Source organism: Leptolyngbya sp. CALU 1928 (genome assembly GCF_056784215.1).
The window spans coordinates 3,017,434-3,042,602 of record NZ_JBXBCE010000001.1 but is presented as its reverse complement, the minus strand read 5'-3'; the positions used below and the strand labels follow the sequence as shown (position 1 = coordinate 3,042,602).

24 protein-coding genes are annotated in these 25,169 nt (G+C 48.3%); 6 read left to right on the top strand and 18 right to left on the bottom strand.

The genetic code is table 11. The annotated features are described in order from the left end of the window. Window positions 1-738: 738 nt before the first annotated feature. The 8 genes from AC1S5B_RS14200 to glyA form a co-directional block, all read right to left on the bottom strand. The gene (locus tag AC1S5B_RS14200; protein WP_482036322.1) at window positions 739-2,124 is read right to left on the bottom strand and encodes an AtzE family amidohydrolase; all 1,386 of its coding nucleotides are present in this window, start codon (window positions 2,122-2,124) and stop codon (window positions 739-741) included. Window positions 2,125-2,140: 16 nt separating this feature from the next. After that, complete coding sequence (locus tag AC1S5B_RS14195; protein WP_482036321.1) at window positions 2,141-2,329, bottom strand: DUF4089 domain-containing protein; 189 nt, start codon at window positions 2,327-2,329, stop codon at window positions 2,141-2,143. Between the two features lie 31 nt (window positions 2,330-2,360). Beyond that, window positions 2,361-2,768 (bottom strand): allophanate hydrolase-related protein, encoded by a 408-nt coding sequence (locus AC1S5B_RS14190; RefSeq protein ID WP_482036320.1) that lies wholly within the window; start codon window positions 2,766-2,768, stop codon window positions 2,361-2,363. A 132-nt stretch (window positions 2,769-2,900) separates the two neighbouring features. Next, window positions 2,901-3,326 carry a type II 3-dehydroquinate dehydratase gene (gene aroQ / locus AC1S5B_RS14185; protein WP_482036621.1) on the bottom strand — a complete coding sequence of 142 codons (426 nt, stop codon included), beginning with the start codon at window positions 3,324-3,326 and terminating at the stop codon, window positions 2,901-2,903. Between the two features lie 46 nt (window positions 3,327-3,372). Beyond that, a complete protein-coding gene (locus AC1S5B_RS14180) occupies window positions 3,373-3,501 on the bottom strand; it encodes a hypothetical protein (RefSeq protein ID WP_482036319.1) in 129 nt (42 codons plus the stop codon). Window positions 3,502-3,770: 269 nt separating this feature from the next. Next, on the bottom strand, window positions 3,771-5,030 hold the full coding sequence (locus AC1S5B_RS14175) for a competence/damage-inducible protein A (RefSeq protein ID WP_482036318.1): 1,260 nt from the start codon (window positions 5,028-5,030) through the stop codon (window positions 3,771-3,773). A gap of 84 nt (window positions 5,031-5,114) precedes the next feature. Further along, complete coding sequence (locus tag AC1S5B_RS14170) at window positions 5,115-6,164, bottom strand: glycosyltransferase family 4 protein (RefSeq protein ID WP_482036317.1); 1,050 nt, start codon at window positions 6,162-6,164, stop codon at window positions 5,115-5,117. 299 nt (window positions 6,165-6,463) lie between these two features. After that, window positions 6,464-7,747, bottom strand: a complete 1,284-nt coding sequence (gene glyA / locus AC1S5B_RS14165; protein WP_482036316.1) for a serine hydroxymethyltransferase — start codon at window positions 7,745-7,747, stop codon at window positions 6,464-6,466. Window positions 7,748-8,047: 300 nt separating this feature from the next. Between glyA and AC1S5B_RS14160 the strand changes: the two genes are divergently transcribed. Continuing rightward, window positions 8,048-8,245 carry a hypothetical protein gene (locus tag AC1S5B_RS14160; protein ID WP_482036315.1) on the top strand — a complete coding sequence of 66 codons (198 nt, stop codon included), beginning with the start codon at window positions 8,048-8,050 and terminating at the stop codon, window positions 8,243-8,245. A 90-nt stretch (window positions 8,246-8,335) separates the two neighbouring features. Here AC1S5B_RS14160 and purF read toward each other — a convergent pair whose 3' ends face one another. From purF to AC1S5B_RS14140, 4 genes are all read right to left on the bottom strand, one after another. Next, the gene (purF, locus tag AC1S5B_RS14155) at window positions 8,336-9,877 is read right to left on the bottom strand and encodes an amidophosphoribosyltransferase (RefSeq protein WP_482036314.1); all 1,542 of its coding nucleotides are present in this window, start codon (window positions 9,875-9,877) and stop codon (window positions 8,336-8,338) included. 165 nt (window positions 9,878-10,042) lie between these two features. Continuing rightward, window positions 10,043-12,379 carry a phosphoribosylformylglycinamidine synthase subunit PurL gene (gene purL, locus AC1S5B_RS14150; protein ID WP_482036313.1) on the bottom strand — a complete coding sequence of 779 codons (2,337 nt, stop codon included), beginning with the start codon at window positions 12,377-12,379 and terminating at the stop codon, window positions 10,043-10,045. Between the two features lie 287 nt (window positions 12,380-12,666). Then, window positions 12,667-12,861, bottom strand: a complete 195-nt coding sequence (locus AC1S5B_RS14145; protein WP_482036312.1) for a hypothetical protein — start codon at window positions 12,859-12,861, stop codon at window positions 12,667-12,669. A 4-nt stretch (window positions 12,862-12,865) separates the two neighbouring features. Next, the gene (locus tag AC1S5B_RS14140) at window positions 12,866-13,072 is read right to left on the bottom strand and encodes a hypothetical protein (RefSeq protein WP_482036311.1); all 207 of its coding nucleotides are present in this window, start codon (window positions 13,070-13,072) and stop codon (window positions 12,866-12,868) included. 22 nt (window positions 13,073-13,094) lie between these two features. On the opposite strand from AC1S5B_RS14140, the gene AC1S5B_RS14135 reads away from it, so the two are divergent. Both AC1S5B_RS14135 and AC1S5B_RS14130 read left to right on the top strand, forming a co-directional pair. Beyond that, the gene (locus AC1S5B_RS14135) at window positions 13,095-13,322 is read left to right on the top strand and encodes a DUF433 domain-containing protein (protein ID WP_482036310.1); all 228 of its coding nucleotides are present in this window, start codon (window positions 13,095-13,097) and stop codon (window positions 13,320-13,322) included. Between the two features lie 2 nt (window positions 13,323-13,324). Further along, window positions 13,325-13,651, top strand: coding sequence for a DUF5615 family PIN-like protein (locus AC1S5B_RS14130; protein WP_482036309.1), 327 nt, complete (start codon window positions 13,325-13,327; stop codon window positions 13,649-13,651). A 128-nt stretch (window positions 13,652-13,779) separates the two neighbouring features. On the opposite strand, the gene AC1S5B_RS14125 is transcribed toward AC1S5B_RS14130, so the two are convergent. After that, on the bottom strand, window positions 13,780-14,538 hold the full coding sequence (locus AC1S5B_RS14125) for a hypothetical protein (protein ID WP_482036308.1): 759 nt from the start codon (window positions 14,536-14,538) through the stop codon (window positions 13,780-13,782). A gap of 203 nt (window positions 14,539-14,741) precedes the next feature. Here AC1S5B_RS14125 and AC1S5B_RS14120 point away from each other — a divergent pair, with 203 nt between their 5' ends. Continuing rightward, window positions 14,742-15,218 (top strand): hypothetical protein, encoded by a 477-nt coding sequence (locus AC1S5B_RS14120; RefSeq protein WP_482036307.1) that lies wholly within the window; start codon window positions 14,742-14,744, stop codon window positions 15,216-15,218. A gap of 214 nt (window positions 15,219-15,432) precedes the next feature. On the opposite strand, the gene AC1S5B_RS14115 is transcribed toward AC1S5B_RS14120, so the two are convergent. The 5 genes from AC1S5B_RS14115 to AC1S5B_RS14095 form a co-directional block, all read right to left on the bottom strand. Further along, window positions 15,433-16,599: a hypothetical protein gene (locus AC1S5B_RS14115; RefSeq protein WP_482036306.1), complete on the bottom strand. Its 1,167-nt coding sequence runs from the start codon at window positions 16,597-16,599 to the stop codon at window positions 15,433-15,435. Window positions 16,600-16,802: 203 nt separating this feature from the next. Further along, window positions 16,803-18,080 carry an FGGY-family carbohydrate kinase gene (locus tag AC1S5B_RS14110; protein WP_482036305.1) on the bottom strand — a complete coding sequence of 426 codons (1,278 nt, stop codon included), beginning with the start codon at window positions 18,078-18,080 and terminating at the stop codon, window positions 16,803-16,805. A gap of 21 nt (window positions 18,081-18,101) precedes the next feature. Then, the gene (locus AC1S5B_RS14105; protein WP_482036304.1) at window positions 18,102-18,425 is read right to left on the bottom strand and encodes a hypothetical protein; all 324 of its coding nucleotides are present in this window, start codon (window positions 18,423-18,425) and stop codon (window positions 18,102-18,104) included. A 180-nt stretch (window positions 18,426-18,605) separates the two neighbouring features. Continuing rightward, window positions 18,606-19,316, bottom strand: a complete 711-nt coding sequence (locus tag AC1S5B_RS14100) for a phycobilisome rod-core linker polypeptide (RefSeq protein WP_482036303.1) — start codon at window positions 19,314-19,316, stop codon at window positions 18,606-18,608. Window positions 19,317-19,387: 71 nt separating this feature from the next. Further along, entirely contained in the window at window positions 19,388-19,861 is a 474-nt protein-coding gene (locus AC1S5B_RS14095) for a globin family protein (RefSeq protein WP_482036302.1), read from the bottom strand. A gap of 181 nt (window positions 19,862-20,042) precedes the next feature. Here AC1S5B_RS14095 and AC1S5B_RS14090 point away from each other — a divergent pair, with 181 nt between their 5' ends. Both AC1S5B_RS14090 and AC1S5B_RS14085 read left to right on the top strand, forming a co-directional pair. Further along, window positions 20,043-22,001, top strand: coding sequence for a response regulator (locus AC1S5B_RS14090; RefSeq protein ID WP_482036301.1), 1,959 nt, complete (start codon window positions 20,043-20,045; stop codon window positions 21,999-22,001). Beyond that, the gene (locus AC1S5B_RS14085; RefSeq protein WP_482036300.1) at window positions 21,998-25,144 is read left to right on the top strand and encodes a GAF domain-containing protein; all 3,147 of its coding nucleotides are present in this window, start codon (window positions 21,998-22,000) and stop codon (window positions 25,142-25,144) included. Before AC1S5B_RS14090 ends, AC1S5B_RS14085 begins: the two co-directional genes overlap by 4 nt. The last annotated feature ends 25 nt before the right edge of the window (window positions 25,145-25,169 follow it).

Here is a 25,169-nt window from a genome sequence, read left to right as displayed (position 1 = left end):
CACAAATATATTTAGCCTTGTCTGCTGAGTTGACAGATCCTATTCATGAGCGCTCCTACTCAAAGTACTCATGAAATCTTCAAAGCTACTCTTCTTAATACAATTCTACTACTTAGTCTGTTTTTCAAGACAGTTATCACTGCAACTTTTCTAGAAAGATAATCTCAAAGAGATAGTAATATTTGCCAACGCTACCTGTAGTATTTCAACTGATTTTCGGTATAGATATAGTAGGGGTAGTACCCTTACATAAAGGACAGAGAAAAAACCTGATTCTGAGAGCTTTATTTAGCAAGCCTTCTAGAAATGGTGATTCTTCTTCCTTGAAGAAATAGGACTGCTATAGTAGGAAATAAAAATCTAGAGTAGAATTGAGTTCTATTGAAAAGCATTTCCTAATAAAACTCTTTATCCAGTAACAGTTTTTGATTGCCGATTTAAGAAGCGGGTATACATTTCAATTGTCGGCAAGCCTTATTAAGCTAGCACTCAAAGATACATAGTTAATATTAACAGGCATACCTCTTCTGAGTGCCCTTAATCTATGAGCCAACACAAGACTCACCCTTACAATTGATTCAATACTTCAAAAATCTGTATCGGCAAATATTACCGGATTGATCCGTCACTTGTTCACAAAGCTTTCTGATTTTTTAGACTGCAACTTGGTAGTAAATTCATGAATCCTTTGTACTCTTTAGCGTTAACAGATTTAAAGTTTTCCGGTTGTATAAGAAACTAAGGAACAAGAGCCGAAACAATACCTTGCGCTTCTAGATAGGCAGCGACTCGCAATACGAGTGCTTCATTATAAGGAGCCGCGATTACCTGAATTCCTAGGGGCAACTGTCCTGGACGCTGCACAGGCACCGAAATAATGGGCAGCCCAATCAAAGAAAGTGGTTGAGCATATAGCCCCACATTGGGACGTAGAAGCACTTCTTGACCGTCGAGCATCAGGGTGGTCTGCCCAATTAATGGTGCAGGACAAGGCGTGGTGGGAGCCAGAATAATATCAACCTGAGAAAATAGTTCGCGAACGCGATCGCGATACCAACGGCGAAATTTTTGCGCTTGGAGATACCAGGTGGCGGGGATCAGTGCGCCTGCCAAAAAGCGATCGCGGGTGGCAAAATCAAAATCTTGAGGACGGTGACGCAAATCTTCTAGATGCAAATTACTGCCTTCACAAGCCGTGATGATAAATGCTGCCGCTCGTGCCCGATGCGCCTCTGGAATAGTGATTTGTTGGGTTGCTCCCAGCGCCTTTGCCACGGTTTCTAACGCCGTTAGCACTTCGGGTTCAGCGCCTTTCAAAAAATAATCATCGGCTACGGCAATCCGTAGACCATCCAGTGCTTTCGGTAGTTCTGGTAAGCAAAATTGGGGCGATCGCTCAGTGCAGACGGGATCGGCGGGATCTTCCCCTTGCAACAGATCAAATACCAACGCAAGATCACGCACCGATCGAGCAAACGGACCCAGATGATCCAAACTGCCCACGAAGGGATAGGTATGGGCGCGGGAAAGCCGCCCATAGGTCGGTTTGAGTCCAAAAATGCCGCAAAATGACGACGGCACCCTAATCGAGCCATTGGTATCAGAACCCAGGGACAGTGGAACCAAGCCACCTGCGACTGCTGAAGCTGAACCTCCAGACGAGCCGCCTGTCATGTGATTGGGGTTATGAGGATTGCGGCTAGCTCCATAGTGGCTGTTTTCCGTGACAAATCCATAGGCATATTCATCCATGGTTTGGGCACCGACCAAAATGGCACCTGCTTGCTTAAGACGGCTGACTAAAGTGGCATCTTGTTTTGCGGGCGGACGCTCGGCATTGATTTTGGAGCCTGCTAGGGTGGAAATGCTTGCCACATCAAATAAGTCTTTGACCCCAAAAGGAACACCTGCTAGAACTCCAGGATCTTTTCCAGCCGCTATCGCCGCATCCACTGCGGCGGCATCCTGCATTGCCTTCTCTGCCAAAACAGTTGTAAAGCAGTTGAGCAGGGGATTGTGTTGTTCAATTCGGGCGATCGCAGTGGCAGTAACGGAGGTCGCAGAAACATCACGATTTCGCACACTGTGAGCAATATCGGTCGCATCGGGAAAGGCTTGTGACATAGGTATAGGCTAGGAGCTAAGGTTCAAAAACGGGAGCAGTTTCAGTATCGTCGGGCAAGGAAAATTCTGTGACAAGCTGGGCGATCGCTGCAATTCGCTCAAAGTTATCGATCACCCCTTGGCGATACTCTGCGGGAATGGGCAAATCGATCAGCAGGGCGGCTTGATCTACAAAAGCCGATAAATCTTGCTCTGATTCAGGCATTGTTGTTTAATCCTATATGGCTGACTTGCGGCTAAATCACCAGTTGAACTGGGTTTGTCAATGTAGCAGTGTAGGCTCTCCATCCGCCCCAATGGGTGATTTCTGGTTGTCCCATGCATAATATCGATTCTCCTATTACACCTAGCACTTCTTCGCCATCGGCTAGGCGCACTTTTCCAATACAAAGTCCAGGGGGTTCAAGCTGAAGCAAAGTGCTGATCCCACTTGCGGGTACTGCCCAAATTTCTACGGCGATCGCCGCACCGTTAGTTTCAACTCGCTGCATGGCGGGATGGCGATCGCCAATCGACCAGAGGCGGTAGGTCGGCTCAGTTAACGCCTCTCGCACAAATTCAGCGCCAATTTTTTGCAAGTTGCCGTTCAGTTCTAGCCCACGCATTAACGTACCGTTTACGGCAAGAAACACAGAGGATTCCATCAATATTTAGCCATTAAATCAGGTTTATGAATATAGTGTCACCCGATTCAACCATATTTACTGTAAAAATGACATCCTTGAAGCGTGATGCCTGCCAAATATCTAAAATTTATTCAAGCGTTCAGACAGAATTTAGCGGCGAAGATGTTTGGCTAAAGCATGAAGTCCTAGCCGATAACTTTCAACACCAAATCCACTGATTTGCCCGATCGCAACGGGTGCAATGTAAGAATAATGGCGAAACGCCTCGCGGCTATAAATGTTGCTGAGATGTACTTCAACGGTTGGAATCTTGACAGCAGCGATCGCATCTCGCAGAGCAATACTGGTATGGGTGTAAGCGCCAGCGTTAATCAGCAATCCTTGATGGGTATCAACAGTAGCGTGGATAGCATCGACCAAAACCCCTTCATGGTTAGACTGCTGACAGCAAACACTTAAGTCAAGCAAGCCCGCTTCGTTTGCAAGATGTGCATTAATTTCATCCAAAGTGATAGAACCATAAATTCCAGGCTCACGTTTACCCAAAAGATTTAGGTTTGGACCGTTTAGAATCAAAACGCTAATCAACTTGCAACCATCCAGTAACGAAGGCAGTAAAGCACTATCGGCGATCGTTAACAGGAATGGGAATCGGCTCGGCTTCTGGCTGAGGCTCTGGACCCAACAAAGCTTCAATCAGCTTGCGTGCCCATTCTTTAAGCTTCTCCAACGCCTTTTCCAGGTAGTCCATTGAATAGATAGCTCCTTGTGACAGTGCGGCTCTTGCTCCATACGCTAAGCGCGTTTCTGTAAAGCTTGAGCTTACAAAATTACATATTTAGATTGTACCCAATTTAGCTAACGAGAACTACAAGTTTTGAGTACATATACAAATTTTAAGCAGTAATTATGCAAAGTAATCATGATGCCCGATTATCAGGAGCATTATGACCTTGCTTATTGGCATAAGACATTTTCTGAAATTTGACACCCGAAACCTGACACCTAATCCTGTCTTAGTCACAATTTTGCTTTGATTAATCGTCTTCGTAAATAGTCCAAAGCCGTACAGCAGCTTAAATGGCGAACCCAGTCTCTTCCTCTTAATCCGCCAAAGCGATGCTCAAAACTTTCCACGCGATCGCGCCCTGCTAGACCGATATACACCAAACCCACTGGTTTTTCGTCGGTGCCGCCTGTGGGTCCAGCGATGCCTGTAATGCTCAGCCCCCAGGTTGTATTAAGGCGATCTCGCACTCCTACCGCCATTTGCTTGGCGACCTGGTGGCTCACGGCTCCATAAGTGACTAGAACCTGCGGATCAACATTCAAAAGCCCAGCTTTTACAGAATTGTCGTAGGAAATGATGCCGCCCCAAAAATAAGTAGAACTGCCCGATACTGCTGTGAGCATTCCGCCTAAACCACCGCCAGTGCAGGATTCTGCCACGGATACAGTAGACTCGGTTTGTTGAAGCAAGCGACCCACCGCGATCGCTAATGTATCTTCATCCGCTCCATAGCAATCAATCCCGCCAATTTGCCGCAGTGTTGCTTCTACTGGAGCAATCATTTGTTGGGCACTTGCTTCTGAGTCAGCAAACGCTGAGATTCGCAGTTTCACTTCCCCTAAGTTGGCATAGGGCGCAACGGTGGGATTGGTGGAATCAAACCAATTTCCTACTTTATCCGCCAATGAAGATTCAGAAATCCCCCAAAATCTTAGCACCCGACTGTAAACCGTATTTTGTACCCAACCTTGGCTTCTGAGATAGGGAATCGCCTCCTCCTGCCACATGTATTTCACTTCCGTGGGAACGCCGGGAAAGGTGAGGATGGTGACGTTTGGGCGTGGTTGCCAAATGATACCCGGAGCGCTGCCCCCAGAGTTTACTAACACTTGTGCCCCTTCAGGCAGCAAGGCTTGCTTGTGATTATTTGGAGTCATGGTTCGTCCACGCTGAGCAAACTTTTGAGCAATATCTGCCAAAATTTCTGGATGCTCCACCATGGGTACTCCAAAGCAATCCGCCAGTGTCGCATGGGTTAAATCATCGGGAGTAGGTCCTAAACCGCCGGTAAAGATTAGCAAACTGGCGCGATCGCAGGCTGTTTTGACGACCTGCTGAATCCGCTCAGGATTGTCCCCGACCACAGACTGATAGTAATGGGCAATTCCTAGCTGCGCCAATTCTTTTGCTAAAAACTGAGCATTGCTGTTGAGAATATCGCCGAGCAATAGTTCCGTTCCAACACAAATAATTTCAGCAACAGGAGCCATAGGGAGGTAGTTCAGTTTATGGGTAGTAGTTCAGTTTATGGGTAACAGGTCGCAAGCGTTACGGCGAGTGGCTTGATTAAAAAATTAGGATTGCTTCGCTGTTTTCCACACTTGCCAACTCGTAAAACTGAGTAGGACAGTTGCCCCTAAAGCATAACCCCAGCCGCTGGGCATATTAGAAAGAGCGAGTGCCAGTGTTCCAGCCCATAGGGTTAATGAGTAGATGAACAGCACTGCTAGCCGTTGCGACAGTCCTGCTTGCAACAGTCGATGGTGCAGATGGCGTTTATCGGCAGCAAAGGGCGATTTTCCTCGGCGGATGCGATCGACCACGACAGTAAAAATATCTAAAATGGGCACCGCCAAAATTAGATAGGGCAACAGCACGGCAACGGTCGTCACAGCCTTAACCAGCCCAATAATACCCACTCCAGCCAGGGTGAAGCCCATAAAGTAAGCACCCCCATCTCCCATAAAAATCTGCGCGGGATTAAAGTTGTAGCGTAAGAAGCCGAGAGAAGCCCCTGCTAAAGCCGCCGCGATTAAGGCTGCTGCGGGTTGATTCATAAACAAAGTCACGATCAGCATGACCATCGCCGCAATTCCAGAAACCCCTGCGGCTAAGCCATCTAACCCATCGATCATATTGACCGCATTTGCCATCCCTACTAACCAAATCACGGTAATGGGCAGGCTAATAAAATCTGGCAGCGCCACTAAGCCCGCAAAAGGTACTGTGAGAAACTCAATTTGTACGCCCGCTTGCCACACAACCGCCGCCACGCTTAATTGCATGATCAAACGACTAATGGCTGGCAAAGTTAGGAGGTCATCCGCCAAGCCAATCAAAAAGAAGGCAACGCCGCCTAAAGTAACGCCCCAGACCTCATATTCTTTTTGAGGGGACAAAATTCCAAATCCACCCGTCCACCAAACAACCAGCAAGGCTGCTAAGGTACCAGCAAAAATTGCAACGCCGCCTAGCCGTACCATCGGACGACTATGAATTTTTCGCCCACCGGGTTTATCGACTAAGCCGCGCTTTAGACCAAATTTCTTGATCCAAGGCGTACTCCAGAGGACAACCAAGGCAGAAACAATAAAGGCAGCGAGGTGGTACCAATAATGAGTCATCTGAGATGCATGCTGAGGACAACTGACAGGAAGAGTCTACTGCATTTCAGAGAATAGTCAGCAAAGAATTGTCAATCAATCCACCTTTTTCCATCTTCTTTTTGGACGTTAAAGCCAGCAGTCCTAATTAAGGCAACCTTTTTTGACCGCTTAAGGCTCAAGTTTAAATTTTTTATGAGTTATTGAGGAGAGCCATTAACCAAAAAAATTGACACAGAGTAGAAACCATAATCGTACTCTGTGTCAAAAAGAGGAAATATTTACTTTAACTGGAGTTGCTCTATCGACTCTGCGATCGCTTAAACCAGGGCAGGAATGGGCACTTGCAGGTGAGGGTAAAGAGGAAAACGATCGCAGAGACTGGCAACGCGATCGCGGCACTCTTGTGCTATTTGATCATTCTCTGGGTTCAGTAAGTGATCGCTGATGATGTTGCCGATTTCAGAAAACTCTGGGGTGCCCATGCCGCGTGTGGTCATGGCAGGCGACCCTAGCCGCAGACCGCTGGTGACAAAGGGTGATTCTGGATCAAACGGAACCGTGTTTTTATTGGCAGTGATGTTCACGCTGCTAACTAACTGATCCGCCAGTTTGCCTGTCATGCCAACGGAGCGCAAATCGACCAGCATCAAATGATTATCGGTGCCACCCGAAACTATTTTCAGCCCACGAGCTTGAAGCTGACTCACTAACGCACGAGCATTTTCAATTACCTGTCCAGAATAGGTCTTAAATTCTGGCTTGAGCGCTTCCCCGAAGGCAACCGCTTTAGCAGCAATCACATGTTCTAAAGGACCGCCTTGAGAGCCAGGAAAGACCGCTTTATCTAGCTTTTTGCCCAAGTCTGCATCGTGGGTGAGGATTAAGCCGCCGCGTGGACCCCGTAGGGTTTTGTGGGTGGTGGTGGTAACGACATCACAGTGAGGAATCGGGCTAGGATGATGCCCACTGGCAACCAATCCAGCGATATGGGCAATATCTGCGAGGAGATAGGCTCCTACTTCGTCCGCGATCGCTCGAAACTTGTCAAAGTGGATCACCCGTGAGTATGCCGAATAGCCACAAATCAGTAGCTTGGGGCGATGTTGTAAAGCAAGATCACGAATTTCGTCATAGTCCAACTGTTCCGTTTCCGCGCTGACTCCGTAGTGCTGCACCTTAAACCATTTGCCAGAGACATTCACGGGGGAACCATGGGTCAAATGACCGCCGTGAGATAAATCCATGCCCATGATAGTATCGCCGGGTTGCAGCAGGCTGAGGAAAACTGCAAAGTTTGCTTGGGCACCGGAGTGGGGTTGCACATTCGCATGAGCGGCACCGAACAGTTGTTTCGCGCGGTCGATCGCGATCTGTTCCGCTTCATCTATAAATTCGCAGCCGCCGTAATAGCGCTTACCGGGCAATCCTTCAGCATACTTGTTGGTCAAAACTGACCCTTGTGCCGCCATCACGGCGGCTGAGGTAAAGTTTTCGCTGGCAATCATTTCTAGATGATCGCGCTGACGATTCAATTCGCGGTCAATAATCGCTGCGATCGCTGGATCGGTTTTGGCAAGAAACTCTAAATTATTGTTAGTCACAAAAACCCCTAAGCAAAAATTTCAAAAGATAATTTGGGTCGGTTGTTAGCGATCGCACAACACAGAAACACGTTGCTTGAAGAGCTTACAGAGAGATATATCATACACTTCATTTTCTCTGCTTAGCCAGCCCATTCAAACCGCCAATAGGCTACAAGAAGATCTTTAACCGCGATCGCTCTTCAACTTCTGACCGATACAGCAGCATAAACGCATTAAGCTCTGTAATCTATGACACATCATCCTCAAAGTCTTAACCTAATATGGAAGTAGAGAACCACGGCTTCATTGGAGGTCACTGTGCTTGTCATCCTAATGGATACTCAGCTAATTTCTCCCAATCAGGTCTGTCCATCCTGTTTAATGGCAGATGCAAAAGGACAGCCGCGCTGGTCAAGTGGAAAACTACGGTGTGGACGGGCGCTAAACCCAGTGAATCAGCAAAATCCTAATCAGTTTGAATGTGAAATGGGTTTTCGAGTTGCCAATATTGAGTAAAGAGTGCATTTTCAAACAAGACCTAATACCTACGCAAGGCATAGAAACAAAGGGCTTAAGCCCTTTGCTCCGAGGTTAAATTGCTCCAGTTTATACAGAAGCGATCGCTTCCAAAGAGGGAAGATTTTTTTCTAGAATCAGCTTAGCGCTCTTCAACGGTTCGGGGACTGGCACCGGATATTGCCCCGTGAAACAGGCTGAGCAAAAATTGGATGGGTCATCGCGCGTTTCTTCTAACATTCCCGCCCAACTGAGATAGCTGAGGGAATCAATCCCAATTTGGGCACCAATTTCTTCTACCGATTTTGTGGCAGCAATCAGGTGATCTTGGCTATCGGTATCAATCCCATAAAAACAAGGATGCGTTACGGGAGGAGAAGAGATTCGCATGTGAACCTCCGTCGCTCCGGCATCTCGGAGCGCTTTCACAATCTTGCGGCTGGTGGTTCCCCGCACGATCGAATCGTCCACTAGCACAATCCGTTTTCCTTGGAGTACATCCCGCAGCGGATTCAGCTTCATGCGAATGCCTGCTTCCCGCATACTCTGGGTCGGTTGAATGAAGGTGCGCCCTACATAACGATTTTTGATCAGCCCTTCCGCGTAGGGAATGCCCGAAGCTTGAGAAAACCCGATCGCCGCTGGAATACCAGAGTCCGGCACTGCAATCACTAAGTCCGCTTCAGCAGGCGATTCTAGGGCTAGTCTCCGCCCAATTCGCATCCGATACGTGTAAAGACTTTCATCCTGCATCACACTATCGGGTCGGGCAAAATAAATCATCTCGAAAATGCAGAGTTTCGGTTGTTGGTCAGTCACCCAATGAACTGACACCATGCCTTCGTCTGTAATCCAAACAATTTCACCGGGTTCCACATCTCGCAAATACTCGGCTCCAATAATATCCAAACCGCAGGTTTCAGAAGCGAGGGCATAGCGAGTGGGATCACTAGGGTTAGTTTTCGGCAGAGCGCCAATTACCAAAGGGCGAATCCCATTGGGGTCACGGGCACCGATCATGCCATCACGAGTGCCAATCACTAGGCTAAAAGCACCCTGACAACGATTAAACGCATGAATGCTAGCGTCTAGCCAAGTTTTGCCACTATCGACGGCTTCTGCGATCGCAAAGGCGATCAGTTCTGAGTCGGTGCTGGTCACCAGATTGTGACGGTTTCGCAGCAACTCTTCCCGCAGAATCGCCGTATTCACCAAATTGCCATTGTGTGCAAGCGCCAAATGTCCCAACCGGGTAGGAACTAGGGCTGGCTGGGCATTGACCACACGGCTTGTCCCCGTAGTGGAGTAGCGGTTGTGCCCAACGGCTAAGTCTCCCACTAAGGTGTTGAGAATTGTCTCATTAAATACTTGCGAGACCAAACCCATTTCCTTGTGCAAATGGGGCGGATGGTCGTTGGGAAAGGTGGCAATCCCCGCAGACTCTTGCCCGCGATGTTGCAGGGCATACAGCCCAAAATAGGTCAGCTTGGCAACATCTTCACCCGGAGCATAGACCCCAAACACGCCACAGGCTTCTTCGGGTTTGTCGGGATGGTCTTCTAAAGAAGCAGTGTGATCTAAGTTGTCAAATTCAACAGAAGCACCCGTTTGAGAAAGGGAAGTGGGTAACATGCGTCAGTGTTGCTCCAGGGATGGCTAGCAAAAGAAAAGGCGACAAAGCTAGATGATAATGGCAAAAAAATAGCTTAAAAGTTATTTAAACTTTGATTAACTCTTGATCTCATCGTAACAGGCACGGGGTTGCCCCAACTAAGCTTTAAGGGAATTTAAGCAGAATCAATCGGCGAGATAGGACTCGATCGCGCCCCGCCAGCGATCGCTGAGGGTGGCTAGCTCTACTGTGATCGTGGAATGGTTGACGGTAATGCTTAAACCCTCAGCCTGACTACTAACTATCCCTAACGCTTGCCAAGCCTTGTCTAGATGCGTTTGTAGATAGGTTTCCCACTGAGATTGATGCGATCGCGCCACGGACACGATAATTCGCGCCCCGCCCTCGGCAAACAGGAGATGATCTAGACGGCATGAGGAGTCGGGGAAAGTGAGAGTTGCGCCCAGATTACCGCTAATGCAGGATTCGGCGATCGCGATCGCCACTCCTCCTTCAGCAGAATCATGAGCAGACCGAACCCAACCTTGACGAATCCCTTCTCGACAAACCGCTTGGACGGCACGTTCCAACGCAAAATCAATTATGGGAGGCTGTCCCGCGATCGCGCCATGAATCGCCGCCAGATAGTCTGATCCTCCCAACGTCACATTGGACGATGGCTCTGCATTCAAAGGCACACCCAGTAGATAGATCAAATCTCCTGCGGCTTGCCATCCTTGCTCACAAATTTTAGACAAGTCGGGAATCAGCCCCACCATGCCAACTACGGGGGTAGGATAGATCGGCTGAGGCTTGCCGTCCGCATCCAGAGTTTCGTTATACAGCGAGACGTTACCACCCGTGACCGGGGTGCTGAAGGCAGTGCAAGCTTCGGATAACCCGCGACAGGCTTCGGATAGCTGCCAATAGCCGATCGCGTTTTCAGGACTGCCAAAGTTGAGATTATCAGTGACCGCCAAGGGTTCTGCACCCACACAGCTTAGGTTTCGTGCGGCTTCGGCAACAGCGGCTTTGGCTCCTTCATAAGGATGCAGGTAAACATGACGGGCATTGCAATCGACGGTGGCGGCGACCCCGATGGCAGGGTGCGATGGGGAGTTCGCAGGATCAACGGGGCGAATGCGAATGACGGCGGCATCGGCTCCACCGGGCATAATCACGGTGTTGTTTTGAACTTGGTGATCGTATTGGCGATAGACCCACTGTTTTGAGGCGATCGAGGGAGTGGCGAGGAGTTGGAGCAATACTTCGTTCCAGGTAAGGAATTTTCCTTGGGCTTCGATGCCCGTGGCGGTGCAGTCCGGCAAGCTATCTGGAGTCCACGCCCAGGCTGTTTGAGCGTAGGCGGGTGGTTCGCTCAGCAGTTCTCGATGATAGATGGGCGTGTTGTCTGCCAAAGCGGTTGCGGGAATTTCGGCAGAGATCGCCCCTTGAAACAAGATCCGCACAATCGGTTCCGCAATCACACTGCCTGCCACGACGGCATGAAGTCCCCACCGTTCAAAAATATCAATCAGTTCTTGCTCTCGTCCGGTTTCCGCCACAAACAGCATTCGTTCTTGGGATTCCGACAACAGGTATTCGTAGGGCACCATACCTGTTTCGCGCACCGGGATTTTGTCAAGATCCAGTTCAATGCCCACGCCACCTTTCGCCGCCATTTCCGAGGTGGAACAGGTGATCCCCGCTGCACCCATGTCTTGGGCAGCAACCACGGCTCCAGTTTTGAAGGCTTCTAAACAGGCTTCGATCAAGGATTTTTCTAAAAACGGATCGCCCACTTGTACCGCAGGGCGATCATCCATGGAGGCATCACTTAACTCAGCACTGGCAAAGCTGGCTCCACCCATGCCATCGCGCCCGGTAGTGGACCCGACATACAACACCGGATTGCCAATTCCTTTTGCCCCCGATTTAACAATCTCTCCTGTTTCCATCAACCCCAACGCCATCGCGTTGACCAGGGGATTGCCAGAATATGCCGGATCGAAATAGACTTCGCCGCCAATGGTGGGCACTCCGACGCAGTTGCCGTAGTGAGAAATTCCGGCGACGACCCCACTAAATAACCGCCGCGTCCGAGCATCATCCAAAGAACCAAAGCGGAGGGAATTGAGGATGGCGATCGGTCGAGCGCCCATCGTGAAAATATCTCGCAAAATACCGCCTACTCCAGTAGCCGCCCCTTGAAATGGCTCCACCGCAGAGGGGTGATTGTGCGATTCAATTTTGAAGGCGAGATGTAAGCCATTGCCCAAATCCACTACGCCTGCATTTTCGCCAGGACCCACCAAGACGCGATCGCCAGTCGTGGGAAACTGCTTCAGCAACGGTCGCGAGTTTTTATAACAACAATGCTCTGACCACATCACGCCAAACATGCCCAACTCCGCTTTGTTGGGATGCCGCCCCAGGCGTTGCACAATGTCGGCATACTCCTCCGGTTTAATGCCCTCCGCAGCAATTTCGTCAGCAGTAAACGGGGCAGAGGAAACAGACATAGGCACTCCAACGGGAAAAATGGGCGATCGCGCCTCAAGACCGCTCTATTCTACCAATGTCTTTCCTGTAACTCTGAATATTTGACTGAGCGATCGCTGTCTACTGAATGGTTACAGATTGCTCAAGTAAAGTGGCGATCGCTGACTTATCTATCTGATCAGTGACAGCTTACAAAACCAGCGTGTAGGAGTCCTCATTCGTCAGCGTCAATCTGTAGCCGTTAATTCGCAAAAAAGTATCCATCACAGCCAATGCGGTTCGTTTACTAACCGTCTACAACAGAAATTCAGGAGTTGGCAAGGCGACGATAAACCTCCTCATATTGCTGCACAGAAGCAAGATACGCCTGCCAAACCCGACTGTCGTGATCAGATGTTGTGTCTAGTTCAGCTTTGAAGGAACGCACCAGCGCCAGCACCTCCTCTAGCTGTGCCTCCGGCAGTTGCTCCAGTTCTTGAATAAGCTGCTCTCTAAGCGTCATAAAGCTACCGCAACAGATTTATCCACCAGTTTAACGCCCAAACCCATTCACCCAAGATGACGAAACCCTTTGACCAGGCAACAATAACCACAACGCCGCCCATCTGCTCATTGACTGGCGTTGACCCTGCGATCGCGGCTTTTTGGGAAAGGGAGATCGCTCCACAGCCCATAGACTGAATCGACTGAGACTGAGCTAAACTTGTCAGCAAGTATAGTCTTTCAGTCCTCTTTATGAGCTATCGAAACATCATCACTCTTGAACCGGGTAAACGCGGCGGTAAGCCCTGTATTAGAAGAATGCGGATTACTGTCTATGATGTTTTGGGTTGGCTAGCGGCGGGAATGTCTCATGCAGAGATTCTTGATGACTTTCCTGAGCTAACTGAAGCGGACATCAAAGCCTGTTTAGAGTTTGCGGCTGACCGGGAGCGGTGTCTAATTGCTGTGAGTGAAGTTTGAAATTGCTGTTTGACCAAAACCTGAGCCGAAAACTGGTGGCTCGACTGATCGATCGTTTTCCAGGTTCTAGCCATGTGCAGTTTCATAGTTTGAGCGAGGTAGATGATAGCGAGATTTGGGAGTTTGCCAAACTGCGAGGGTTTTGTATTGTGACGCAAGATGCTGATTTTGCTGAACGCAGCCGTCTTTACGGTTCACCCCCAAAAGTAATTTGGTTACGCTGTGGCAATACCCCAACACGCAGGGTTGAGGAAATGTTGCAAAATGGGGCGGAGACAGTTCAGCAGTTCTTGGACAATAGGACTTTGGACTGTTTAGAGCTTTACTAACTTATCGCCGCTTTCTTATTGCCACGGCGATCGCTCTTTCTCAGTCGAGCTATTAACAGGCGATCGCAGTTTTTGTGGAGGGGCTGAAGGATAAACATTTATATCTGTCTTTTTGCCCCTCTATATTGTTAAAACTGCACACCAATTTCAGCACTATTAATCTTTGGATCACTTTCAAGGACTTTTATCAAAAGTAGTGCCTTGGACTGTTCTGAAAATCCTGCTATTTGAATAACCTTCCTCGAAGGCTTAACGTTGTAGACAAAAGCACCCGAACAATACTTTTTCCTGACATACTCAAGTGTTGCCGAATCTGTGTCATTGACCCACACAGGATACCATCGCTGATTGGGTAAATTGCTACCCGTACTACACTCTGGAAGGGGTAATTGTAGAGTTGTCTGCGTAACAACATTAGGTGTTTTTGTGTAGCCGGGAATTTCTAAATCTGTTACGTTTTTCAACACCCAAGGCACCAAAAAAACAAGGCTGAGAAGGCATCCCAAGACAAGAAAGCAGCCTGGAAACTTTTCAGATGATTCCAGCTTTGCTTCATAAGAGCTCATTAAATGTTTGATTGTCAGATCAGCGAGGTCATTGTGAATCTGCCCTTTTTCTCGATAAAACTCAATGACTCTGATGGTAGTGTTGTACTGTTGGAGAGTGATAAGAATCTTTTTCTGATTATGCGTAACCATAGCTACATGGATATCAAAATCAGTTTCTAAGGTTTTGTTTAAGACAATTTTAGCAAGCTCACTAACTGTGCCAGTACCTTGACGAGTAGCCTGCAAGCTGTGGTAGATCAAGGCTGATGGATCAGTGTTATGAGGGATGATCTGAATCTTATCTAAAGGTATTTTCTTTGCTTCTTGGTCGTCTGTCATTCGCAGATGCCTCGTCTAAACAATCATCAACACTGAGAAATGCAAGTACGATTAAGCACACGCAGGGAATTTCTACTAAGGTAAAAACTTTTAAGGGGTTGGTCTGCTGTTTGAGGGCAGGAACTTGGTAGGGCTTCATCAGTGGCTTGCTGACAGTTAGCAGTTGAGGTAGAGTTTGGTCAGTAATTGGGGGCGGAAGCGTGATGGGATTTGCAGAAGCAGGCGAAGAGTGGGATCTGGAAACGCTGTATGACGACCTTGCCTCTGCGAAGGGAAAGCACCTGACACCGACCGAAAAGCTACATCTGCGCGGTTTGCTGTGTGGACATAGCCCTACGGAAATTGCAGAGAAGCTGAATAAGCAGGCTGGAGGGGTTGAAACCGATCTCTCGGCGACGATTTATCGCTATGTCAAGGCGCTGGCTGGGATTGATGGTGAAAAGATAGAGGGTTGGCGGAAGGTCAAGGAACTGTTGGATGCGGCAGGTTATAAGGTTCCAACTAAGCCAGAAATTCGGGGGATGGTTTTGAGTGAAAGTACAATTAACATCTCTGAGATCAAGTTTGAGAAGAGTGATTATTCGATCAACAGCCTAACAACAGTTCTCATACTGCGGTTAGAGATCCCAACGGAAAAAGTTGTCGATTCTGAGTCACAAGATGAGCAGTCGAAGGTTTAGTGCGGTCTGGTAGTTAGGGAGCGATCGCAAGGATATTTCAGCGTTGTTTGTTTTTTCAGCACCCGCGATCGCGCATTTACGTTCAAGCAGGCAGAAATCAAAATCACCCCAAACATGCCCAATTCTGCCTTGTTAGGGTGCCGTCTAGCCGCTGCACAATTCGCGCCTCAAGATCGCTCTATTCTACCCATGTTTTTCCAGTAACCTAAAATTTTTAATAGGCTGGAACGACGATAGAGCCTTCCGGCACAATGGGAAGCGGGGAAACAGGTTGCTCGATCACCATGGGTAAGGGTGCTTCAACCATTGGTGGAGAAACGGGTGCTTCTGATGCAGGATGAGAGTCTACCACGGGCGGAGCGCTAGGAACAGCGGGTGCTTCATTCCTTGAATCGCTGTAGGAAGGCTCAGAGTAGGACGGAGTGCGACGACGATAGGGACTACTAGCATAGGGCGATCGCACTCGGCGGCGAGAAGCATAGCGTCCATTGAAACCATTGGAAGGCACTCGGCGGCGCGTATACCGGGGAACCTCTGAGGACATATTTGACTCTACATCATCGTCATTTGCAGAATAATCGGCTCTAGCAGAGGCAGGCGTGAATTGAGACTCGGTAGGCAGTTGTTTTGCAATGGGTCGTGGGGGCGTTACGGGTGCCGGAGCGGATTTAACTGAAGGGGTGAGCTTGGGAATCGGCGCGATAGGCGGCTGAAGAGCTGCGATTTTGGTTTGGTTGGGTAGCGCGACCTGAAACCCTTGAAATAACTCACCTGTTGCGATCGCAGTCACTTCTTGCGGCAACATCAGCCGCACCGGACCAATTTCATCGCCCGTCCAGTTCACCGTCACCTTTTGGTTAGGCTGAAGCGAAACGGCACCCACCGCCGGATTGCTAGGAATCGACAAATCGACTTGACCCGCCAATACTTTCACTTCTGCTAAGTAACCCAAGCGCTCCACCGTATAAATGCCATCAGGACTCGAAATCGCGATCGCCCCAACACAAGCCTGAGAAGCCGCAATCACTGCTTTCCCTCCTCCCAACTGAAAACAATCATTTCGTAAAATTAGAGATGAATTGGCTCCTAATCGAGCGGCACCCGTTGCCTCCTGAATCCCCACACGGGCAGATTGGGGCGTAATCAACTGTTGACCTGATGTGATGGAGTTGCCTTTTTCAACTTTTTGATCCTCAACTCGTGCCGTCACCTCATTGGACAGGGTTAGAACTTCAGAAATTTTGACCTGGCGCAGAGGTGGCGCTGCATAGGATAAATACATAAACGCGATCGCCAAGCCCAACCCAATTCCCACAAAACTCAGGCGGAAGACCCATTTCATCGGTTTTCCAGATATCCATAGCCGCTGATTGATATCCATAAGAACTAGTCAATACCGGGTAGATTAGATCACTGTTTTCATAGGTATTGAACCGCTCTCCGGATAACCACGACGTAAAAGCGGCTAATTTAGTTCATGACTTTCTCCAATTTTTAGATTGGTAGCCTGCTCAAACTGTTTCAGTTTTGCCAAATTAAGATCTTTGCTTAATTAGGTTGCTTTCTTCCAGCCTTAAGCATTCGCTATTCTCTACTGCTTTTTGCCAATCGGGCAGTTCCATAAGCCGCTTCCGTCTGGGGCGAGATCAAGACTGGAACTTGCAACTGGCGACCCCGAATGGCAGTCCAAGCAGGGTTTGCTGCCCCCCCGCCAGCCGTATAAACTCGGACTAGAGGCGCAGCGCCTAACTGTTGCAGCAGTTGGTAACCTCGTGCCTCAATTCGTGCCATGCTTTCGAGCAATCCATGCAAAAAATCGACGGGATTAGTAGGACGCGGTTCCACACAGGGCAGTAACGCCGCATCGTTCACCGGAAAGCGATCGCCCGGTTGGATCAGCGGATAGTATTGGAGTGGACTTTCTTGCTGCCCTGAAATTTGAGTACTCAACTCTACCAATTCTTGGGGGGTGAAAAACTGCTGAAGGACTGCGCCGCCTGTGTTAGAAGCACCGCCTACTAGCCAAAAATCTCCTAAACGATGGCTATAAATTCCGTAAGCTCTGTTCGTGATCGGCGTGGCGCTTAATAGCTTGAGGACTAACGTGGAGCCGAGAGAGGTCACGGCTTCCCCGATCGCGGTCACACCACTCGCCAGAAACGCAGCAATACTATCAGTCGTACCCGTGCAAATTTGACAATCGGTCGGTAGCCCAAGCTGAGCCGCGATCGCTGTAATGATCTTGCCTACCACCGTTCCAGGCGATCGCACTTGGGGCAACAGTGGCATCACCTGCAATTCTGCCATCCATGATGGATATTCCAACCGCGCCACATCGTAGCCCAGTTTAAGGCAGTTGTGATAATCACTAATCCCCAGTTGACCATGCAGCAAAAATGCCAGCCAATCTGCCTGATGCAAGAAATATTGAGCTTGAGAATAGACAGATTGCTGCTTCCACCACAGCAATTTTACGAGACTAGAGGTTGCGCTTAGCACCACATCCTGCTCAGGCGTACTCTGCAAATTGGCTTGAGCAAAAAAGGCTTGAAGGTCAAACAGCACAGAGCTTGCACGAGCATCGTTGTAGAGGATGGGCGCATCTAGCGGCACCCCTAACCCATCGCAAAGCAACACCGTAGAGGAGGTGCCGTCAAGGGCGATCGCGTGGATTTTGGTGCGAATATCTTCAGGAATTTGTTGAATTAAGCGAAACAATACGTCTTGCCAGTGGCTCGCCTGTTGGTGCGGTTCAACCGATGCAAATCGATGGCTCACTTGAACACACAGTCGCATGTCTTGATCAATCACAGCCGCTCGTGCGCCAGAGGTGCCAAAGTCGATCCCTAGATAAAAGCTCATAGCCGCAAAAAATAGTGCGTTCTAACGGTTGGGCGGTTTTGATGATCTGAAGTTTGGCGTTTCTAGAGGCGACAAATCTGGTTGCAGTTGAATACTTGGATTGATGATTAGAACGTCTTTCTCTAACTGCGATCGCGGTTGATTAATCATTTCAACGTCTTGCTCTAGCTTCATGCGGTTTACCCTAAAAAAGTCTTGACTATCAGAGCGCATCAAATCGGCGGAGATCCGTTGTAACTGAGCTACAGGCACCCGATGAGGATGAGCATTGGCAGTATCAGCACTCACTAAGCCCATCATCAAAAATCCACTCGCCGTCAAATTTCTCCACATTTTCACTACCACAAGCCCACCCTTTCTGTGCTTAGGTCTGCTTCTAGGGTAGCGTTTCACTTATTTTTTTACTAAAAAGTCGAGTCACAGGCGGGACATTACATCAAGATAAACTTCAGTCCATATCCTAATTGTGCAATGCCAACAAAAGAACCCCTATTTTAAAGAAATAAACTTGATGGCAAAGAGTTATCACTCTGCTATTGCTTGCCGCAGTACTGCTTTTTGCTGTGGAGATAGAGTTGTAAAAACCTGTTCTGCGGGTGCATACTGCATTAGCTTAAAAATCTGCGATAAATCTTCCTGAGCCAATGTAGATGACACGCCTTCATGGGGTTTAGGATAGTGGCAAACGCCTGATTCACAGTGAAGCCCTAGCTGTCGCCAATAGAGCGTGGGCAGCGATCGCCCACGCCGACCAAGCTGTTCTTCATTGAGCAAATTAGATTCTAGATAAGCGTTGGGCGATAAATAGAAATTTAGTTGACGCGGATAGGGAACAGTGAAACAACCAAACGCTTTAAGATATTCCTCTGAATCCACAAGGTCTAGAATTAATTGCTTGACTCCTTTATGGATTAATCTATCAATGTGAACTCTAATCTCCGCATGATCTTGAGGCGCACGCCCCAGAAAATGCTTAAAGCATAGCTCTAGAAACTTCAGATTGGAAGTGGTGGTGTAAAAAGTGTTGAGATACAGCGCTGACTGCCCAAACTCTTTCACAAACCGTCTAACACCAATCTTGTTTGTTAAAAAGTCTTTTTCAATCGTGGCTAACAGGGTGTGTTCGCAATCATAGGGTTGCCGTTCTAAAATCTGTTGATAGATTTGACGTAGTGCAATCTCACGCTCCTCTAAAGAAGAATAGCGATTTACTGTAATCGATTGGGTGAAAGTCATAAAACCATCCTCAAATGTTGAATAGAGAACCTGAAGAAACACAGTCCATCATGAAAAAGGGTGGAGGGCGCTTAGGTGTGAGAGTCGAGGGTATGCAAGGTTAATTCCAAGTAGGGACGAATTAGCTCGGTTTCTGCCGCTACAAAATTGGCAGCGATCGCCTCTTGCAAGTTTTGATATGCCTGCCGACAATGGTCATTCCGCTTGTGTGCCAGCAGGATTGTATCGAGCCAGCCCAGCATTTGTTCTTTAAACAAAAGTTCGTCATCTCGCAAAATTGACAGCGCAATATAGCGCAAAACTTCCGTCATATCGTATTTGCAACGAGGTCCATGTTGCTGAATTAATTCTGGATACAGTTGGGCAAGTTTTCGTAGTGCATAGATGACTAATTTATCGCCATGTTGCTGTAGGTGCTGATAGGCACTCAGACGAACACTATAGCTTTGAATATAGGACTCTAACGGGTAGAGCTCTTGAGAGTCTAAATAACGACCATCCGCATCTAGGATGGATTTATCAAGTTTGTAGTTAAGAGCGTGCATAGGACAATGAGTAAAATTAAGAACCTTACTTTTGAGAGTGCCCTTAGAAAAGTTTTAGGCAACGAAATGCATCCATTTTGAAAAAAAACGCAGTCTTTCTTAACACTTGCTCCCAATCGGTGTCAGAATTGGTTGCCTGAATTTAATGCATTTCTATTTATTCTCTATTGCCAGCAGCACTGTGAAAATTTTGTTAGTGGAGGATGATCAAGCCACTCGCGCCATGCTTGAACGGTCATTGGGTGCTTTTCATAGGGTTGAAACCGCCGCAGATGGGCAATCGGCAATGGGTTTAGTGGAACAGTTTGACTATGACTTGATGCTGTTGGATGTGGGCATTCCTGAAGTCGATGGAATCAGTGTTTGCAAACAGCTACGGGCGAGAGGCTGTCAGGTGCCTATTTTGCTGCTCACGGCAAAGGATGGGGCAACCGATCGCGTCTTAGGGTTAGATGCTGGCGCAGATGACTACATGATCAAGCCATTCAACATCCCAGAACTCTTAGCGCGGATTCGGGCATTGTTGCGACGGGGCAGAACAACGGCTCCGGCGATCGTGACCTACGGAGAGTTGCAAATTGACTCTACAATCAACGAGATTCGCCATGGGCAGCAAATTCTTCGCTTAACGCCGAAGGAGTATGGAATTTTGGAACTATTGCTATTGCATCCGCAGCGGATTTTTAGCCGCGCCGCCTTAATCGATCGCCTGTGGGAGTTGGATGAATCACCGACTGAAAGCGCCATCAGTAGTCACGTTAAAGCTATTCGACAAAAATTAAAGGCAGCCGGAGCCAGTCAAGATTTGATTGAAACAATCTATGGTTTTGGGTATCGCCTGCGATCGCTCAGCATCTCGCTAAACACATCGACATCCACAAGCCCAAGAGAGGGTGCGGTCGATCAAACCAAAGTTGCCACCGCAGCGGTTGGATCAATGATGCTGGAGCTATGGGAACGATTCAAAGATTCTTTTGATGAACAAGTTGATGTTCTAGATCAATCGGTTGTTGCTTTAGAAAAGGGTTGCTTAACCCAAGATTTGCAGCAACTCGCCAAACAAACTGCTCATAAACTAGTGGGATCATTGGGTGTCTATGGATTTCCTCAAGGGTCTACCATCGCGCGACAAATCGAAGACCTGTTACAACGACCTGAGATTCAATCGCAATCGCTAGAAATGAGTTACATGACCCAACTGGTGACCACCCTAAAGCAGGAACTTCAGAAAGAACCCGCCTTGACGCAACCGGCTCAAACGGCGATCGCCCCGTCACCCAATCCCGTGACATTTCCTTTCGTGCTAGTCGTCGATGATGATCCGCTATTAACTGATCGCTTAAAGGCAGAAGCAACCGCGCGATCGCTCCAGTTAGAAGCCGCTGCGACCTTGACGCAAGCTCAGCAGATGATCGCGTCCACTATTCCCGATGTTGTTTTACTCGATCTTACGTTTGCAGATAGGAACGAAGATGGTTTAACTTGGCTGGAAACCCTAAAGCAGCAATACCCACGCCTTCCCATATTAGTGTTTACCGCACGCGATCATCTTTCAGATCGAGTCGCCGCCGCCCGATTGGGAATCCAGGCATTTCTGCAAAAACCGATTGCCTCAGCCCAAATCTTTCAGGCAATCCACACGACTTTGCAGCAGGTCAGTGCCCAGAGCTTGCGACCCCAACCTGCGATCGCAGGAAAAGTATTGATTGTCGATGATGACCCGGTGATTCTCCATCAAGTCTCTCTCATGCTTTCGCCCTGGGGATTGCAAATAACATCCCTGCTTGAACCCCAACAATTTTGGGAAACCCTAACAAGCATTGCTCCGGATCTATTGATATTAGATATAGAGATGCCAGGATTGAGTGGAATTGAACTGTGCCAAGTGGTGCGGAACGACCCACAATGGGGAAACCTACCGATTCTTTTTTTGACTGCCTATCAAGATACAAAAACGATTGTCCAAGCCTTTGCAGCCGGAGGCGATGACTACATCCGCAAGCCAATTCTAGAACCAGAGTTGATCGCTCGTGTCCTCAATCGTTTACAACCAGAGAAAATTCGTCGCCAGCAATTTACCGCTGCTTTTATCGATCAACCGCTTGATATGAACCAGTCCCATGATAAGGAGATGGCATGACTCAACCTGCCTACACGATTTTGATTGTGCAACACTGCTCAGTTGATCGCGACCTGTTACGTCGCTACTTGATGCACAGCGATCGCGTCCTCTACACAGTGCTTGAAGCCGCAACAGGAGCCGCTGGATTAGACCAAGTTCGCACTGCCCCACCAGATGCAATTTTGCTAGATTATTGCCTACCCGATATGAGCGGATTGCAGTTTGTGCAGACGTTACAGCAGCACAAAGCCGCTATTATACCCATAGTCGTTTTGATGCCGGATAGTGAAACAACTGCTGCCCAGCCCATGCAGGAAGCACAGCACTTCCTCAACAAGGCAACCTTAACGGCGGAGACTATGCAAATCGCGCTCCACAGCGTCATGCAGCAAGGAAAATTGCTCCGACAGGTGGCAGATTTGCAGAATCAAACCCATCTCACCTTAGAAGCGCTCGGTCAACAAGTTGAACAACAGCGCCTCGTGATGGAGATTACTCAACGCATCCGGCGATCGCTCAACTTACAAGATATTCTCCAAACAACCGTCGATGAAGTGCGGCAGTATCTTGAAACCGATCGCGTGCTTATTTTTCAGTTTAATTCTGACTGGAGCGGCACGGTGGTAGTGGAATCTGTTGGAACCCCGGAAAGAGCCATTCTCGCAACCCAAATCTACGATCCCTGCATTGGGGAAAGCTACATCGAACCGTTTAAGCAGGGGCTGGTTACGGCAAAATCTAATATTTATGCCACTGCTGACATTAGCCCCTGCCATCTGGAACTATTGTCTAGGTTTGAAGTGAAGGCGAATCTAGTCGTCCCTATTTTGCAGGGAAGCGAACTATGGGGATTGCTGGTTGCTCATCATTGTGTGACGACGCGATCGTGGCAGTCATCCGAGATTGATTTATTACGCCAGTTAGCGGCTCAGGCAAGCATTGCCATTCAACAATCTTCTCTATTTGAACAAGCCCAAACCGAGTTGGCATCTCGCAAACAGGCAGAACTCGCGCTGCAACAGTTGAATGTAGAGTTAGAGCAACGAGTTTTAGAACGCACGGCTGAACTGACCCACGTGAACGATCGCCTGCTGGAAACATTGCTGATTCAACAACAAACTCAATTAATTTTGCAAGAACAGGCACATTTATTAGATTTAGCACACGACACCATCATCACCCACGACCTCAACGACATCATCACGTTTTGGAATGAAGGGGCTGAGTTTATGTATGGGTGGACAAAGGCAGAAGCGTTAGGCAAAAAAACTCATGTGCTACTGCAAACTCAGTTTCCCCATTCTTTAATCGATATTAAAGCCGAGTTGATAGAACGAGGCTATTGGGAAGGTGAACTGGTTCAGGCTCGACAGGATGGCTCAATGATCACTGTAGATAGCCGCTGGGCATTGCAAAAAGATGAGATGAGTAACCCCGTTAAAGTGTTGGAAATCAACAACAACATCAGCGATCGCAAGCGCAGCGAAGCTGAACGCAACCGGGCAGAAGCCGCCCTACAGCAGCAAGCAAGACAAGAACAATTGCTTTGGCGGATCACTCAGGCAATTCGTCAATCATTGGATCTCAATGCCGTTCTCAACACGGCTGTGATGGAAGTCAGGCAGTTATTGCAAGCAGATCGAGTAGCGGTTTATCGATTTGATGCAGATTGGAATGGCGATTTTATTGCTGAATCCGTGGGAGCGGAATGGGTCAAACTCGTAGAACCCGACATTCAGAAGGTGTGGGAAGACACCTACTTACAAGAAACTCAAGGGGGACGCTTTCAAAATCACGAAACCTTTGTGATTTCAGATATCTACACGGCTGGATTGCGCCCTTGCCATATTGACCTGCTAGAACAATTTCAGGCAAGAGCTTACACGATCGCCCCTGTTTTTTCTGGAGAAACATTATGGGGATTGTTGGCAATTTATCAAAATGCAGAGCCTCGTCAGTGGCACGCTTGGGAGATCGATTTATCCCAGCAGATTGCTAGCCAACTGGCGATCGCCATTCACCAATCCGAACTCTATAGCCAACTGCAAATTGAACTTCAAGAACGCAAGCAAACCGAAGCAGGGTTACGAGAAGCCGAACGTCGCTGGCGATCGCTGTTTGAAAGCACAAACCTAGCAGTCATTAGCTTAGATACGAACGGGATGATTAACGCCGCCAATCCATTTTTTCTTAAATTGACTGGTCATCTTGAAAGCGAAGTGATGGGTCAAAACTGGTTCGATTTCTTTATTCCCGCTGATCAAGTACAACAACAGCGCCAACTTTTTCAAGAGAACCTTAAGCAGGAATTTTATCCCTCTGCCCAAAGTAAAATTCTGATTAAATCAGGCGAACAAAGAATTATCAACTGGAGCATTACGCTATTACGAAATCCGAAGGGCGAAACTATTGGCGTAACCAGCATTGGCGAAGATGTCACCCAACGGCAAGCAGTTGAGAAACTTAAGGACGAATTTATCTCCATCGTTAGTCATGAGTTGCGGACTCCTTTGACTTCTATTCGTGGATCCCTGGGCTTGTTAGCAACTGGCGTGATGGATGATGAACCGATCGCCATGAAACGCATGATTGAGATTGCCTCAATTGACACAGAGCGGCTGGTGCGATTGGTGAATGACATTTTAGATCTAGAGAAGTTGGAAACCGGCAGACTATCACTCGTGCGGGAATGGTGCAATGCCGCAGACCTGATGCAAAGGGCGATCGCCGTTATGGAAAGCAGCGCCCAAGAATCAAATGTGCGGCTTGTTATGCAGCCTATGTCGGTGCAGATTTGGGTTGCCCCCGATCGCATCATTCAAACATTTACGAACCTGCTCAGTAATGCGATCAAATTCTCGCCCAACAGTACGGTTTATCTCCAGGCTGAACGATACCCCCCTGACTCTATTGCCTCGACTCCCTCCATTCGCTTCTCCGTCAGCGATCGCGGTCGCGGCATTCCAACCGATAAGCTAGAGAGTATTTTTGGTCGTTTTCAGCAGGTCGATGTTTCAGATTCTCGTGATAAGGGCGGTACGGGTTTGGGGCTGGCAATTTGCAAATCGATTGTGCAGCAGCATGGGGGACAAATCTGGGTGGAAAGTATTTGGGGTCAGGGCAGCACGTTTTTCTTCACTTTACCTTTGCAACCTGAATGATCCAACTTGATGATTTTCCGCTCAT